The following is a 13,869-nucleotide window of genomic DNA, read 5'->3' on the forward strand; positions in this document are numbered from 1 at the left end:
GTGTCGCCTCGTTCCCGTCCGTGCCGGTGTCTTGCCGACGATTTCCATCCGCCCCCCTCGTCGGTGGCACCACGTCGGGGCAATATTTACTGGTGGGAACGACCCACGTCATGATTCGCCGAGTTGCGGGGGTGTATACGAACGGGGTCGCATTACCCGCTAAACAATGGTCCTTGAAGATAGTCCGACCGCTCGAGTGGCTGCCGACCGGCGGTGGTCCCGATGAACACGGTCGAGCAGCACAAACAGGAGAAACATCCCCTCGACGTCGTCGACGACGTCTACGACTACGCCGACGAGGAACTCTCCTTCGAGGAGATCGAGGAGCGCGCCGGCGGCGGCGAGTGGGAGCGTCTGAAGTGGGCCGGCATGTACGCCCAGAAGCAGGAGGGCTACTTCATGATCCGGACGAAGGTCCCCGGCGGGAAGCTCACGCCGGAACAGGCCGAGGTCATCGGCGAGGTCACCGACGACCTCGCGGTCGCCCCCGAGGAGTACGGCGGCGAGGAACAGAACGAACTCTGGGGCGACGCGTACCTCGACATCACGACCCGACAGGACATCCAGAAACACTGGATCCGCGTCGAGGACGTCCCCGAGATGTGGGACCGATACGACGAGGTCGGTCTGACGACGGTCCAGGGCTGCGGTGACTCGGCCCGGAACGTCCTTGGCTGCCCCGCGGCCGGCCTCGACGATCACGAGTGTTTCAACGCACAGCCGGTCATCGAGGCGGTCTCGGACTTCTTCACCGAGAACCGCGAGTACGCCAATCTCCCCCGGAAGTTCAAGATCACGATCACGGGCTGTGCCCACGACTGCGCCCAGTCCCAGATCAACGACGTCGGGCTCGTCCCCGCGAAGAAAGAGATCGACGGGGAGTCCCTCTACGGCTTCCACGCCCGCGTCGGTGGCGGCCTCTCCGACGGCCCGCGGATGGGATCGGAACTCGACGTCTTCATCAAGCCCGAGGACGCCGTCGAATTCTGCCGCGCCGTCGCCCAGACGTTCAAGGAACTGGGCGACCGGAACAACCGCGGTGTCTGTCGCATGCGGTATCTCGTCGAGCAGATGGGGGCCGAGAAGTTCGAGGAGGCCGTCCGCGACCGCTGTACGATCGACCTGCCGACCGGCGGCCAGAACCTGACCGTCGGCTACCAGAGCGACCACGTCGGCGTCCACGAGCAGAAACAGGACGGGCTCAACTACGTCGGCTTCAACGTCATCGCCGGCCGCATGGGTGGCGACGAGTTCGCGGCAGCCGCCCGCGCCGCCGAGAAGTACGGGACCGAGGACGCCTCCGTCCGCCTCGCGACCGATCAGAACTTCCTCATCACCCACATCCCCGACGAGAACGTCGACGACCTGCTAGCCGAGCCGTTCGCCCAGGAGTACAGCCCCGATCCGGGGCCGTTCTCCCGCGGTGCGGTCGGCTGTACGGGCAACGAGTTCTGTAACTACGCCATCATCGAGACCAAAAAGCGGACCAAGCGCTGGGCCCGCGAACTCGACGACCGCATCGACGTCCCCGACGACATCGAGTCCATCCGGATGCACATGTCCGGCTGCTCGGCCTCCTGTGCCCAGCCCCAGATCGCCGACATCGGTTTCCGCGGCGAGACGGTCAAACTCGAGGACGAGAACAGCACCAACGCCGAGGGCGACAACATCGTCGAAGGGATGGACTTCGGCCTCGGTGGCTCCCTCGGTGCCGACAACGAGTTCCTCGACTGGGTCGAGAGCGCCGTCCCCGCCGACGCCGTGATCCCGGCCCTCGAGCAACTGTTCGAGGCCTACTCCGCGGACCGCGACGACGAAGAGGAGTTCTACGAATGGTGTCGCGGCGTCGACAACGGGCAACTTCGGTCGATCATGCAAGACGCGGACGCACCGGTTGCACGAGGTGTTGCTCATGGGGACTAACGGCGAGGACGAGCGAAGCGAGTCCTCGGATCGAGCGAGTAGCGCGGAGCGAAGCTCCGCGGACCGTTCGAGCGGGCGAAGCCCGCGAGAAAACGGTGAAACCGCGAGCCGCGAGGACGACCGATTCCCTCACGTTCCGGCCTCGGACGACGATGACGACGCCGTCATCGTCCCCGACGCCGACAGCGGTGCGTCGCGTTCCCGGGAGAACACTGACCACGCTCGAGAGGGCGCCATCGCCGCGGACGGCGGCGAGCGAGCCGACGCAGGTTCTGAGGGCGAGAACTGCTCGCCGAACACCTGTACCTGCGGCGAGAAAACGGCCGCCGACGCCGAGTCCGAAACGCCGCCCGTCGCGACGGACGGTGCGGGCGTCGCGAACGTCGACGAGATGGGCGAACTCGGCGACCTCGAGTTCACCGAGCCCGCGGAAGACGTCAGTCAGGACGTCTACGACGACGCCCCCGACACGCGCGTCGGGATCCCCGAGGGCGTCGATCTGGACACGCCGGAGTATTCGATCCGGTCGCGAATGAACGACATCGAGACGCCCGACGAGAAGACCTGGTTCATGGAACTGGACGAGGCGGTCATCGACGAGGGCCGCTGTATCCAGTGTGGGACCTGTGTCGCCGCCTGCCCGTCGGACTCGATCGGCGTCGGCGACGACGGCCTGCCGGAACTGGTCAAGATGTGTACCGGCTGTTCGATGTGTTGGGACTTCTGTCCCCGCGGCGGCATGCGCTACGAGCGCCAGTGGAAGATCACCGGCGGCGAGGACAACGTCAAGGGCGCGGGCGACCCGATCACGGAGTTCTCCGCGAAGGTCGAGGACGACTGGACCGACGGGGCCCAGGACGGCGGCGTCGTCACCGGCGTCCTCTCGACGCTGCTCGAGGAAGGCGAGATCGACGGCGCGCTCGTCGCGACCGAGAGCGAGGAAGAGGAGTGGAAAGCGGAGAGTTACCTCGCGACCACGACCGAGGAACTCATCGAAAACGCCGGCACCGTCTACAACCAGACGCTGGCGCTTGGCAACCTCGACTTGGAGCAGTGGGAACACAAGCTCCCCGACAAGGACTGGGACGACCTCTCGCTGGCCATCGTCGGTACGCCCTGTGAGATCGAGGGTATCCGCGCCCTGCAGGACTTCGAGTGGGACTACCAGGCCCAGAACGAGGGTATTCGGGCCGTGGACTACACGATCGCGCTGATGTGTACGAAGAACTTCAACTACCACAGCCTCATGGGCGAGCAGTTGGAGGAGCAACGCGGCATCTCGCCGTCGGAAATCGGCAAGATGGACGTCCTCGACGGCAAGATGATGGTCTACGACCACGACGGCGAGATGATCGTCGAAGAGGACATCGAGAACTTCCACGACGCCGCCTTGAAAGGCTGTGACGAGTGTGCCGACTTCACCGGCTTCTGTTCGGACATCACCGTTGGCTCCGTCGGCTCGAGCGACGACTACTCCAGCGTCATCATCCGCACCGAACAGGGGATGAACGCCTGGGAGCTGACCGAGCCGAAGCTCGACTACCACGACTTAGAGGACAAGTCGGCGGTCGGCAAGCTCCAGGGCTGGGACAAGAAGAAGGCCTTCGAGAGCCTCGAGCGGCCCTTCGATCCCGACGCGCCGCGGTTCATCGACTACACCGACCACGCCGAGAACTACGGCACGGCGCTGAACCCCCACGACCAGGGCCACTGAGCGGTCGCGTCCGTCTTTTTCCGCTGTTGTACGCCGGGTTGCGTCGCGCTCGAGTGCCGTCGCTGTGGGTCGCATTCCGTCGCTCGAGCCAAAAGGGGGTATGAGCCCCGGGTTCGCCGCCCCCAATGTCCCAATCGTGGCGCTCGCGGTGTCGGATCGGTCGGCGTGATCCACCTCCGGATCAGTGTCAGTTCCGGACGCGGACCATGGTTGACTGTGGGAACGAGACGCATAGTCCTTGGCCCGACCTATGCATGGACGGCGCGCAGGCACGCGATCTCGGGTCCGAGCGACGGCGAGGTGCCGTTCCGAGCCGGCCGAGTTACCGGTGGCCGCGAGCCGTCACCCACCGCCCTCGTTCAGATTACGACGCCGGACTGCAAGAGTGCGATCAGGGCGGTCAGTATCGGCACCGACAGCAGCGTCGTCAGGAGGACGCAGGTCGAGACGTACTCCGAGACGAGGACCCCCTCCGTTCGCGCGCCGTCCGCGAACTCGATGACCAACACCAGCGGCGTCACCGCGGCGGGCATGGCCGTCTCGAGGACGAACACGCGCGCGACGGTCGGGTTCTCGAAGCCGATCAGCACGGCGACGCCGACCCCGACCAGCGGCGCAACGACCGTCTTGAGCGCGGTCGCGGGCCAGGCCCGGGAGACCGCCGCGGCGGTATCGGCTCGCGCGAGTTGGATCCCGAGGATGAGCAACATGAGCGGGATCGAGGCGTCACCGACGAGTCCCAAGGTCTCCATCGCCGCGGTGTCGGCGGGCGGAACGAGACCCAGCGCCCGCGCACCCAGCGCGGCGGCGACGGCGTAGACCAGCGGGATGTAAAACACCCGGCGGACGCCCTCGAGGCCGGCGGAGCCGCTGCTCCGGGAGGCGACGTAGACGCCGACGGTGTACATCAGCACGGACTGGACCGAGAGGAAGAGGACGGCCGTCTGGCGGCCGACCGGGCCGAACGCGAAGTCCGAGACCGGGACGCCGAGGTTGCCGGAGTTGGTGAAGATCGCGACGAGTACCAGCCCGCTCAGGGCCGGTTCCCGTTCGCCGACGGCGCGGCCGGTCAGTTCCGCGACCGCCCACATCGCCCCCGTGAAGACGCCGATCCCGACCGTCACTCGCACTAGCGTCGCCGCCTCGAGTTCGGTAGTAGCGAGGCTGTGAAAGACCAGCGCGGGCGCGAGGACGTAGACGACGGCGGTGTTCAGCGGCTCGGGATCGATCTCTTTGACGGTAGCCAGCAGGTAGCCTACCGCCGCGATGGCGACGATCGGTCCGATCGCCGAGCCGAAGATGGCGAGCAGGTCGGCCATCGGTCAGCGCGCCCCCTCGCGTCGCGCTCGTGGGCTCGAGGGACTCATCGATCGGTGGGCGGTCGCTCGCTGCATTCGCGGGCAGCTACTCGCCACGCCGGGTATGGCACTTGCGATGGCGGCGCGGCGCCGACCGCTGGGAGAGCGGTCCGCGTTCGTCGTTTAAGTGGCTCTGGTCACAAGGTGTAGATACGACGGGAGAACGGTCCCTTCTCGAGGCAGTCACGATCGGCCAGCGACGCGTCCCGGCCGTCGTCGGAACGCCCGGCCGCGTCGTCGTCGCTTCGGCGGACTTATTCGCCATCGCACGGGAGCCACGACCATGCCTTCCGATGTCCGGATCCGCGTCGCGACGCCGGCCGATGCGGCCGCCGCTCGCGACATCTACGCGCCTTTCTGTGAGTCGACGGCAGTCACCTTCGAAGAGGCCCCACCGACCGAGAGCGAGTTGGCCGACCGGATCGAGTCCACCCTCGAGCGACATCCGTGGCTCGTCTGCGAACGTGACGGCGCGGTCGTCGGCTACGCCTACGCCGGCCCGCTTCGGAAGCGCCGCGCCTACGAGTGGGTCGTCGAACTGTCGGTCTACGTCGCTGACTCGGCCCGCGGATCCGGCGTCGGCCGCGGACTCTACGAGTCGCTGTTCGCCGTCCTCGAGCGCCAGGGGATCCGCGACGCCTACGCCGTGACGACGGTCCCCAACCCCGAGACGGAGCGGTTCCACAAGTCGATGGGATTCGAGCGGCTGGTCGACTTCCCGGCGATCGGCTACACCCAGGACGAGTGGCAGGACGTGGCGTGGTGGCGCCGTCCCCTCGCCGAGAAGTCCGATTCCCCCGACCGGCCGCGGCCGTTTCCGTCGGTCCGCGAGGACGACGACTGGGAGGCGCTCGTCCGGACCGGCGAGGACGCGCTCGAGCCCTCGCCGTAGCGCTCGGTCGGCGAGCGGGTGGCGGTCGCCCGCGGTCGGCGTCCGACCGACACCGCTTAGTGGCACTACCGACTGGTACCGCCCGTGAATCCCTCGAACTGGCGGACTTACCTCGTCACGCAGGCGTCGCTCTCCGACGGTCGGTCGACGCCCGAGATCGTCCGCGCGGCCATCGATGGCGGTGTCGACGCCGTCCAGCTGCGCGAGAAGGACACGAGTGCCCGCTCGCGGTACGAACTGGGACTCGAGCTACGCGAACTCACTGCTGAGGCGGGCGTCGACCTGATCGTCAACGACCGGATCGACATCGCGCAGGCGATCGACGCCGACGGCGTTCACGTCGGTCAGTCGGACCTGTCGGTCGCGGTCGCCCGCGACCTGCTCGGGCCGGACGCGATCGTCGGTTGTTCGACGTCGACGGTCGCCGAAGCCCGCGAAGCCGAACGCGAGGGTGCGGACTACCTCGGCGTCGGGGCCGTCTACGGCACCTCCTCGAAGGACGTCGAGGACGGAAAAGACGGAATTGGCCCGGAACGGATCGCCGAGATCGTCGACGCCGTCTCGATCCCGGTCGTCGGCATCGGCGGTGTCACGGCGGACAACGCCGCGCCGGTGGTCGAAGCCGGTGCGGCCGGGGTGGCCGTCATCAGCGCGATTACGGCGGCCGCCGATCCGGTGGCGGCGACCGCGGCGCTTGCCGAGACCGTCGAAACTTCGAAGGGAGTCGCCGACGGAGGTCGAGGCGCATGAGCGTTACCGACATCGCCGCGGCCGACCTCGCCGACGCCGTCCGGACGGTCCGGGAGACCGAACCGCTCGTCCAGCACGTGACCAACACGGTGACGATCAACGACGTGGCGAACCTGACGCTGCACTGGGGCGGACTGCCGGTGATGGCCGACTCCTTCGGCGACGCCGGCGAGATGACCGCGGCCGCGCGCGCCCTCGTCATCAACATCGGGCAGGTGCCCGACGACCGCGTCGAGGCCATGCACGAGGCCGGCCGGAAGGCCAACGAGCGCGGGGTTCCGGTCGTCCTCGACCCCGTCGGCCTCGGCTCGACCCCCTCGCGCGAGGCGGTCACCGAGAGCCTCCTCGAGGCGGTCGACTTCGCCGCGATCAAGGGCAACTACGGCGAGATCAGCGCCCTGGCCGGGGTCGAAGCGAACGTCGAGGGCGTCGAGTCCGTCGGCGATTACGAGGCGATCGAGGAGACCGCTCAGTCGGTCGCCGACTCGACCGACGCGGTCGTCGTCGCCTCGGGCGTCGACGATGTCGTCGCCGACGCCGACGGCGCGGTCCGCATCACCGCCGGCCACGAGATGCTCGGCGAGGTCGTCGGCACCGGCTGCATGCTCGGCGCGACCGTCGGCACCTTCGCCGGCGCGCTCGAGGATCCCCGCGAGGCCGCCGTCCACGGGACGCTCGCGTTCGGCATCGCCGGCGAGCGTGCGGCCGCGATGGACTACGCTGGTCCGGGCAGTTACCGGACGAACTTCCAGGACGCCGTCTATGGCGTCACCGGTGACGACCTCGAGTCGGCCGACCTCGCGGACCGGCTCGAACCGGCGCTGTAGCGCGACGCGAACCCGTCGGTTCGACCGGTGTTCCCGATTTCCGGAACGTACTGCAACGATTTTAGTCCCACCGGGCGAACCCGTTCGTATGGCTCGAGACGAACTCGAGAACGCGGCCGACGCCATCGAGGCGGCGGCAGCGGCCGCGGCAGACGACGAGGCACAGGAGCGACTCGAGAAGCAAGCGGCGAAGTTCGCGGAGTACGCGGACGCCGACCGCGGGCCGGACCACGGCCAACTCGCCCGCCACGAACACATCTTAAACGACATCGCCGACGAGGAGGGCGGCGACGTCCAATCGAAGCTCGCCGACGCGCTCGAGTCGATCAGCGCGTTCCGGGAGACCGTCGAGGGCGTCTAGCGATTCCGGCGATCGGCTTCTTGCGGCTCGTAAAATACCGTTTTTTGATGATCGTTCGGACGGCCGTCGATCGGGTCGGATAACGTGACGTGTTCTGCTATCGTGGCAACACGGAGTGACCACACCCTCCCCAACCGATTCGCTCGCTGCTCACGGCTCCCGTTGGTCACCGTTCGCTTTCGAGGCCTCCCTCACGGTCGGCCTCGCACCGCTCGCTCATCCCTCGCACGGAATCGGGCCGCGGTTCGTCGACGACTCACCGCGCCCCAGCGCGCGCCACCGCATGGCGGCTTTCCAGTTCGCAGAACCCGCTAACAGACCGGCTTCGGGTTCGCGCCCATCCCCTCGAGCGTCTCGACGTACTCGTCGTAGGCGGCCTGGATCGCGCCGCTTGCGGCCTCCTGAGCGCGCTCCCAGTCGTCGTCGCTCTCGCAAACGTCGCCGAGGAGGTCTTTCGCGCGCTCGAGCTGGTCGTCCAGGTCCTCGCCGAACCCGCGGAACAGGCTGGCCGTCTGGGGGTCGGCGTCGCCGACGAAGTAGCCGACGACCTGGTCCTTCGAGCGCTGGCTCGCGAGGATGCGGCCGACGAGCGCGCCGACTCGTTCGACGGTGTCCTCGCGGTCGCGGAGGTACTCGTGGAGCTGGGGCGTCTCGGTCGGTTCGTAGTCGTCGGCGTCGAGTTTCCCGTCGACGGTCTCGTAGTGGTCTTGCTCCTCGTCGGCCGTTTGCTCGAAGGCCGCGCGCGCTTCGTCGTCGGCCTCGTCGTCGGCCCACTCGAGGAAGGTCTGCCAGGCGGCGTACTCGGCGTCCGCCGTCGCCTCGAGGACGGGCTCGGTGTCGATCTCGCCGCCGGTGTCGGCATAGAGCGACTTCGAGGAGCCGAGTCGCGAGAGCGCGGTCTGGTTGTCGTCGTTGACGGTCTCGACGAATGCGTCCGGATCGGTCATAGGCGGGCATTCGGGCAGCCGAGTGTTAGGCCTATCGTCACGAGGGGGCATGCGAGCCCACCCGACGATTACTCGCCGTCGGTACGGAGCAACCACCCGAGAAACAGGACGATCGCCGCGACGAGTATCAGGATCAGCAGGCTCTCCGCGACGACCCGTATCGCCGCGGGGCCGATGTCGCCGACGCTGACGAAGCCCGCGGCGAGGACGACGATCGCGAACCCGAGCAGTCGGTTCGTCGTCTCGCGGCTCGCGAGCCACGAGTCTTCGCCGTCGCTCATCGTTTCGGATAATTAATCGGTTCGTAATATCGGTTCCGGTCCGGGCGATCGGTCGGCCCCGATCAAGGACCGCGTCGGGAGTGATCGCGTCTCCGGCGGGACGCTCCGCTGATCGATCGGAAGCAGGGAACGAAACGACGACGGGACGATCGCGACGGTCACGCCCCGCGTCGGACGGGCGAAGGACCGCGTTAGTTGCCCTTCTCGATCGGCGCGTTGACGAGGTTGCCCCACTCGGTCCAGGAGCCGTCGTAGTTGACGGTGTCCTCGTAGCCCAGCAGTTCGTGCAGGGCGAACCAGGCGACCGACGAGCGCTCGCCGATCCGGCAGTAGGCGACGGTCGTTTCGTCGCCGTCGATGTCCTCCTCGGCGTAGAGGTCCTCGAGTTCGTCGGGGGCTTTGAAGGTGCCGTCGTCGTTGGTCACGGCGGCCCACGAGATGTTCTTCGCGCCGGGGATGTGGCCGCCGCGCTGGGCGGTCTCCTGGAGTCCCGGGGGCGCGAGGACCTCGCCGGAGTACTCCTCGGGCGAGCGAACGTCGACAAGCGGCACGCCGCGCTCGATCGCCTTCTCGACGTCGTCGCGGTAGGCGCGGATGCTCTCGCGCGGGCCGGCGGCGTCGTACTCGGTTTCGGAGAAGTCGGGCTCTTCGTCGGTAGTCGGGTAGTCGTTCTCGAGCCAGTATTCGCGGCCGCCGTCGAGGAGTTTCGCGTCGTCGTGGCCGTAGTACTTGAACTGCCAGTAGGCGTAGGCGGCGAACCAGTTGGAGTTGTCGCCGTAGAGGACGACGGTGTCGTCCTCGCTGATGCCGTGGTCGCCGAGCAGGGCCTCGAAGTCCTCTTTGTCGAGGATGTCCCGCTGGGTCTGGTCCTGAAGCTGGGTCTCCCAGTTGAACCCGATCGCGCCGGGTGCGTGTTCTTCCTCGTAGGCTTCCGTGTCGACGTCGACTTCGACGAGTCGGAGGTCGGAGTCGTCGTCCTGAAACTGGTCGAGTCGGTCCTCGACCCAGTCAGCCGAAACGAGTACGTCTTTGGCGTAGTCGTCTGCCATGGACGGTCCTACGATGGCGACACACAAAGGGACTTCTTAACCGGTCAATTCGGACACCGGTCGACCGTGGGGGAAACTTTTGCCGCGTCTTTTCGCCGTGATTCGGCTCGCGCTCGGGAAGCGCGACGCGTTCGGCGGTCAGACGCCGCTCTCGATAGATACCCGTATTTATAGGCTGGCTCCCTCGGCAAACAGGGGCAAGAGTTGCCACTGTCCCGGTATCCGCCGCTCGCCCCGAAACCGGTGCGTACTCGGGGCTTGGCTTCCTATGCCGGCCCAATGGACGAATCCGTCGTCGTCTCCCCCGACTGGCTCGCATCGCGTCTCGACGATCCCGCCGTCCGCGTCGTCGACGTCAGGGACGCCTGGGAGTTCGATGGGATCGGACACGTTCCCGGCGCGGTGAACGTCCCGTTCGACAGCTACCGCGACGAGAGCGACGTCGACCGCGGGACCCTGCCCGGTGCGGACGCCTTCGCGACCCTGCTCGGCGACGCCGGGATCTCGCCCGAGGACACCATCGTCGCCTACGACGATACCCACGGCGTCTTCGCGGCCCGCTTTGTCCTCACCGCCCTCGAGTACGGCCACGACGACGTCCGCCTGCTCGACGGCGACTACAGCGCCTGGAACCAGGCCTACGAGACGACGAGCGACACCCCCGAGATCGAGCCGACTGATTACGAGGCCGACCCGCTCGAGCCCGCGGAGAGCCCGCTGGTCGGCTACGACGCCGTCGAAGCGGCCCTCGAGCGCGACGCCGTCCTCGTGGACACCCGCGAGCGCGAGGAGTTCGAGGAGGCCCGCTTGCCGGGTGCCGTGCGGTTCGACTGGCGCGACGTCATCGACGACGAGACGCGCCGACTGAAGCCCGAAGACGAACTCGACGCACTGCTCGCCGACCGCGGGATCACGCCCGATCGCGAGATCGTCCTCTACTGTAACACGGCCCGCCGGATCAGTCACACCTACGTCGTCCTCACAGCGTTGGGCTACGAGGACGTCATGTTCTACGAAGGAAGCCTCACGGAGTGGCTGGCCAACGACGGCGAGACCGAGAGCGGACCGGTTTCGACCGAGTGACCTCGCCGTCCGTCTGTTACTCGGCCGGTTCGCCGGCCGCTCGCTCGAGTCGCTCGAGGCCGATCCGTCGGTCACCGGTGATCGTAATCTCGTACCCGTGGTAGGTAAACGTCACTCGGTCGGGCGTTCCGGCCGTTCCGAAGCCGTCGCTTCCGAACAGTGCGTCGAGTGCTTCCGGGTCGACGGCAGTGTACAGCGGGTCGAGCGCCGTCGTTCCACCGGCGGTACCGCCGGTCGGAACCATCTCGGCGTCCGAAGCGGTCGCAACCGCCGTCACGACCCCCGTACTGATCGACTCGTCGTCCGCAAGCTCGTACACCGTGGCCGTTTCCCCCCGCCGCTGGTCGCTCCTTTCCATCACGTGGGGATACTCCGGGTGGACTGGTGAGTCACCGTCTTACCTATGTAGTCTATTTATACGGCTGGTCGCTGCTCTGTGGGTCCCCGACGATCGTTCCCTCGATGAGGTTCCGATACCCCCGCCTGAGTCGGGACGAAAACGCCTGTCTCGAGATGCCGAGCTGGGAGGCGAGCGTCGCCTGATCGGTCTCACGCGTATCGCTGTAGTACCCCTGATTGTAGGCCAGCAACAGCGCCTCGCGCTGTTCCGGCGTGAGGCCGTACTCGGCTCCGGCCGTCATCTCCGAGAGGCGATTGAGTCGCGTGAGCGTCACCTCGATGTCGTGGTCCGCACAGTACTGCTGGAACGCCGAGAACCGATCGACGGACCCCGCACGGAGTTCGAACACCCAGCCCGTTCTGGTCCCGGTCGCCGAGACGACCGTGACGCCGGTTTCCGCGATCGCTCGCATGATCCCCATGTACTCCGGCTTCCACTCGGCGCGATAGAGGCCCCGGTCACCCAGGTCCTCCATGAGAACCGCCGAGCGAAGCTCCGGCAACCCCTCGAAGATATCCAAGATTGCCGCCAGTTCCTCGTCGGGATCTTGTACCCAGAAGTACGGCATGACCGTGTCACCGCTCGGGACGACGCGGTCGAGATCCAGCGTCACCTCGGGTCTGTCCTCGAAGACTCGCCCGAGTGGAAAGTCCGCCGGCGCGAGGGTGAACTCGGCGATCGAAGTCATAGTGACCCTTGGCGCTCTCGACTGTTAAGCCTCACCACGGGCGGGATCCTCGAGGGTCCTTACCCGTCGCCGACGTCCCGCCAGTCCGGGGCCGTGGAGTACGCCCGCGATGAGAGTTCGTCGAACGCCGCGTGGACGACCTCGTTCAGCGCGGGGTGGACGTGAACCGGCCCGGCGACGTCATCGACGGTGCCGCCGCCGTCCATCGCGACGACGACCTCGTGTAGCAGCGTCGCGGCCTGCGGCCCGACGATGTGACAGCCCAGGATCTCGCCGTCCGGTCCGGCAAGGACCTTCACGAACCCGTCGTCGGCCTCGAGGATCAGTCCCAGCGGCGCGGCGTCGTAGGGAACCGTCGCGACCTCGTACTCCCGGCTGGCGTCCTCGAGGTCGCCCTCCGTTCGCCCGACGCTCGCCACCCGGGGCTCGGTGAAGATCGCGTGGGGCATCGCCCCGTAGTCGACCGTCCGGTCCGCGTCGTCGAGGACGTTCGCCATGACGAGCCGCGCCTCGTAGTCGGCCGCGTGCTTGTACGGCTGCCGGCCGATCACGTCGCCCAGCGCCCAGACGCCGTCGACGGCCGTCTCGAGGCGGCTGTCGGTCTCGACGTACCCCTCCTCGTCGGTCTCGACACCCGTCGCCTCGAGGTCGAGCGCGTCGGTGTTGGGCCGGCGACCGGTCGCGAGCAGGAGGTCGTCACCGGTGAGTTCGACCGCCTCGTTGCCGTCGTTGCCGTCGTCGCTCGGCTCCGCGGTAACGACGATCCCCTCCCCGCCTTGCCTCTCGTCGGCCGGCTCCACTTCGGCTGCCTCGGAGCCGGTGTAGACGTCACAGTAGTCCGCGAGCGAGTCGGTCACGACCGCGCTGACGTCGTCGTCCTCGCGGGGCACCAACCGCTCGCTCCGGCCGACGAGCGAGACGTCCGTCCCCAGCGCGCCGAAGAAGTAGCCCAGTTCGGTCCCGATGTAGCCGCCGCCGACGATCACGAGTTCGTCCGGCCGCTCGTCGAGGAACAGCGCGTCGTCGCTGGTGAGGAAATCGACGTCCTCGAGGCCGTCGATCGGCGGGATCATCGGTCGACCGCCGACGGCGATGACGACCGTCTCGCCCGTTATCTCCGCGGTTCCACTTCCGTCGTCGGGGTCGACCGCTATCGTCCGGTCGTCGACGAACCGTCCCTCCCCACGGTAGCGCGTCACGTTCGCCGCCTCCCGCATGCTCGAGGTCTGGTTGTCCGCCTTCGCGTAGACGGTGTCGTGAATCGCGTCCGTAATGCCGTCGTAGTCGACGCCGTGTACCCTCGCATCGATACCGAACGCCTCGGCCCCGCGGACGTCCTCGATCACGTCCGCGCGGTGGATGAGCGCCTTCGAGGGGACACAGCCCCGGGTGATACACGCGCCGCCCAGCGGGCCGGGTTCGACGACCGCGGCCTCGAGGCCCCGCTCGGCCGCCGCGGTCGCGACCTGACTGCCCGAGCCGCCGCCCAGCACGACGATGTCGTACGCCTCCATACCCCCTCCGACCACGGACGGCCGCCTAAAACGAGCGCCTGCTATGCGAACGTGGGGTCGTGAGCCGGTCCGCGTCGCTCGT

General features: G+C 67.5%; 14 protein-coding genes. 7 read left to right on the forward strand and 7 right to left on the reverse strand.

The annotated features are described in order from the left end of the window. Positions 1-222: 222 nt before the first annotated feature. A complete protein-coding gene (locus ACERIM_RS09590; RefSeq protein ID WP_373632310.1) occupies positions 223-1,923 on the forward strand; it encodes a nitrite/sulfite reductase in 1,701 nt (566 codons plus the stop codon). Beyond that, positions 1,913-3,637: a Coenzyme F420 hydrogenase/dehydrogenase, beta subunit C-terminal domain gene (locus tag ACERIM_RS09595; protein WP_373632311.1), complete on the forward strand. Its 1,725-nt coding sequence runs from the start codon at positions 1,913-1,915 to the stop codon at positions 3,635-3,637. Before ACERIM_RS09590 ends, ACERIM_RS09595 begins: the two co-directional genes overlap by 11 nt. A gap of 359 nt (positions 3,638-3,996) precedes the next feature. Here ACERIM_RS09595 and ACERIM_RS09600 read toward each other — a convergent pair whose 3' ends face one another. Then, the gene (locus tag ACERIM_RS09600) at positions 3,997-4,956 is read right to left on the reverse strand and encodes an AEC family transporter (protein ID WP_373632313.1); all 960 of its coding nucleotides are present in this window, start codon (positions 4,954-4,956) and stop codon (positions 3,997-3,999) included. Between the two features lie 322 nt (positions 4,957-5,278). Here ACERIM_RS09600 and ACERIM_RS09605 point away from each other — a divergent pair, with 322 nt between their 5' ends. The 4 genes from ACERIM_RS09605 (at position 5,279) to ACERIM_RS09620 (ending at position 7,825) form a co-directional block, all read left to right on the forward strand. Then, positions 5,279-5,887, forward strand: coding sequence for an N-acetyltransferase family protein (locus ACERIM_RS09605; RefSeq protein WP_373632314.1), 609 nt, complete (start codon positions 5,279-5,281; stop codon positions 5,885-5,887). A gap of 84 nt (positions 5,888-5,971) precedes the next feature. After that, the gene (gene thiE, locus ACERIM_RS09610; protein ID WP_373632316.1) at positions 5,972-6,637 is read left to right on the forward strand and encodes a thiamine phosphate synthase; all 666 of its coding nucleotides are present in this window, start codon (positions 5,972-5,974) and stop codon (positions 6,635-6,637) included. Continuing rightward, complete coding sequence (gene thiM, locus ACERIM_RS09615) at positions 6,634-7,464, forward strand: hydroxyethylthiazole kinase (RefSeq protein ID WP_373632318.1); 831 nt, start codon at positions 6,634-6,636, stop codon at positions 7,462-7,464. The genes thiE and thiM overlap by 4 nt, the downstream gene beginning before the upstream one ends. Before the next feature lie 88 nt (positions 7,465-7,552). Next, a complete protein-coding gene (locus tag ACERIM_RS09620) occupies positions 7,553-7,825 on the forward strand; it encodes a hypothetical protein (RefSeq protein ID WP_066299301.1) in 273 nt (90 codons plus the stop codon). A 311-nt stretch (positions 7,826-8,136) separates the two neighbouring features. On the opposite strand, the gene ACERIM_RS09625 is transcribed toward ACERIM_RS09620, so the two are convergent. The 3 genes from ACERIM_RS09625 to ACERIM_RS09635 form a co-directional block, all read right to left on the reverse strand. Then, positions 8,137-8,772, reverse strand: coding sequence for a hypothetical protein (locus ACERIM_RS09625; protein ID WP_006648320.1), 636 nt, complete (start codon positions 8,770-8,772; stop codon positions 8,137-8,139). A 68-nt stretch (positions 8,773-8,840) separates the two neighbouring features. Continuing rightward, on the reverse strand, positions 8,841-9,053 hold the full coding sequence (locus ACERIM_RS09630) for a hypothetical protein (protein WP_006648319.1): 213 nt from the start codon (positions 9,051-9,053) through the stop codon (positions 8,841-8,843). A 191-nt stretch (positions 9,054-9,244) separates the two neighbouring features. Then, positions 9,245-10,102: a sulfurtransferase gene (locus ACERIM_RS09635; protein WP_006648318.1), complete on the reverse strand. Its 858-nt coding sequence runs from the start codon at positions 10,100-10,102 to the stop codon at positions 9,245-9,247. A gap of 279 nt (positions 10,103-10,381) precedes the next feature. On the opposite strand from ACERIM_RS09635, the gene ACERIM_RS09640 reads away from it, so the two are divergent. Then, positions 10,382-11,185: a sulfurtransferase gene (locus ACERIM_RS09640; protein ID WP_373632320.1), complete on the forward strand. Its 804-nt coding sequence runs from the start codon at positions 10,382-10,384 to the stop codon at positions 11,183-11,185. A 16-nt stretch (positions 11,186-11,201) separates the two neighbouring features. On the opposite strand, the gene ACERIM_RS09645 is transcribed toward ACERIM_RS09640, so the two are convergent. From ACERIM_RS09645 to ACERIM_RS09655, 3 genes are read right to left on the reverse strand one after another with little or no spacing between them, the layout of a single operon-like run. Further along, a complete protein-coding gene (locus tag ACERIM_RS09645) occupies positions 11,202-11,543 on the reverse strand; it encodes a HalOD1 output domain-containing protein (protein ID WP_373632322.1) in 342 nt (113 codons plus the stop codon). A 52-nt stretch (positions 11,544-11,595) separates the two neighbouring features. Further along, positions 11,596-12,273: a helix-turn-helix domain-containing protein gene (locus ACERIM_RS09650; RefSeq protein ID WP_049965374.1), complete on the reverse strand. Its 678-nt coding sequence runs from the start codon at positions 12,271-12,273 to the stop codon at positions 11,596-11,598. A 59-nt stretch (positions 12,274-12,332) separates the two neighbouring features. Then, positions 12,333-13,787: a dihydrolipoyl dehydrogenase gene (locus ACERIM_RS09655; RefSeq protein ID WP_373632323.1), complete on the reverse strand. Its 1,455-nt coding sequence runs from the start codon at positions 13,785-13,787 to the stop codon at positions 12,333-12,335. Positions 13,788-13,869: the final 82 nt, after the last annotated feature.

Source organism: Natrinema sp. H-ect1 (assembly GCF_041821105.1).
Taxonomy (GTDB): Archaea; Halobacteriota; Halobacteria; order Halobacteriales; family Natrialbaceae; genus Natrinema; species Natrinema thermotolerans.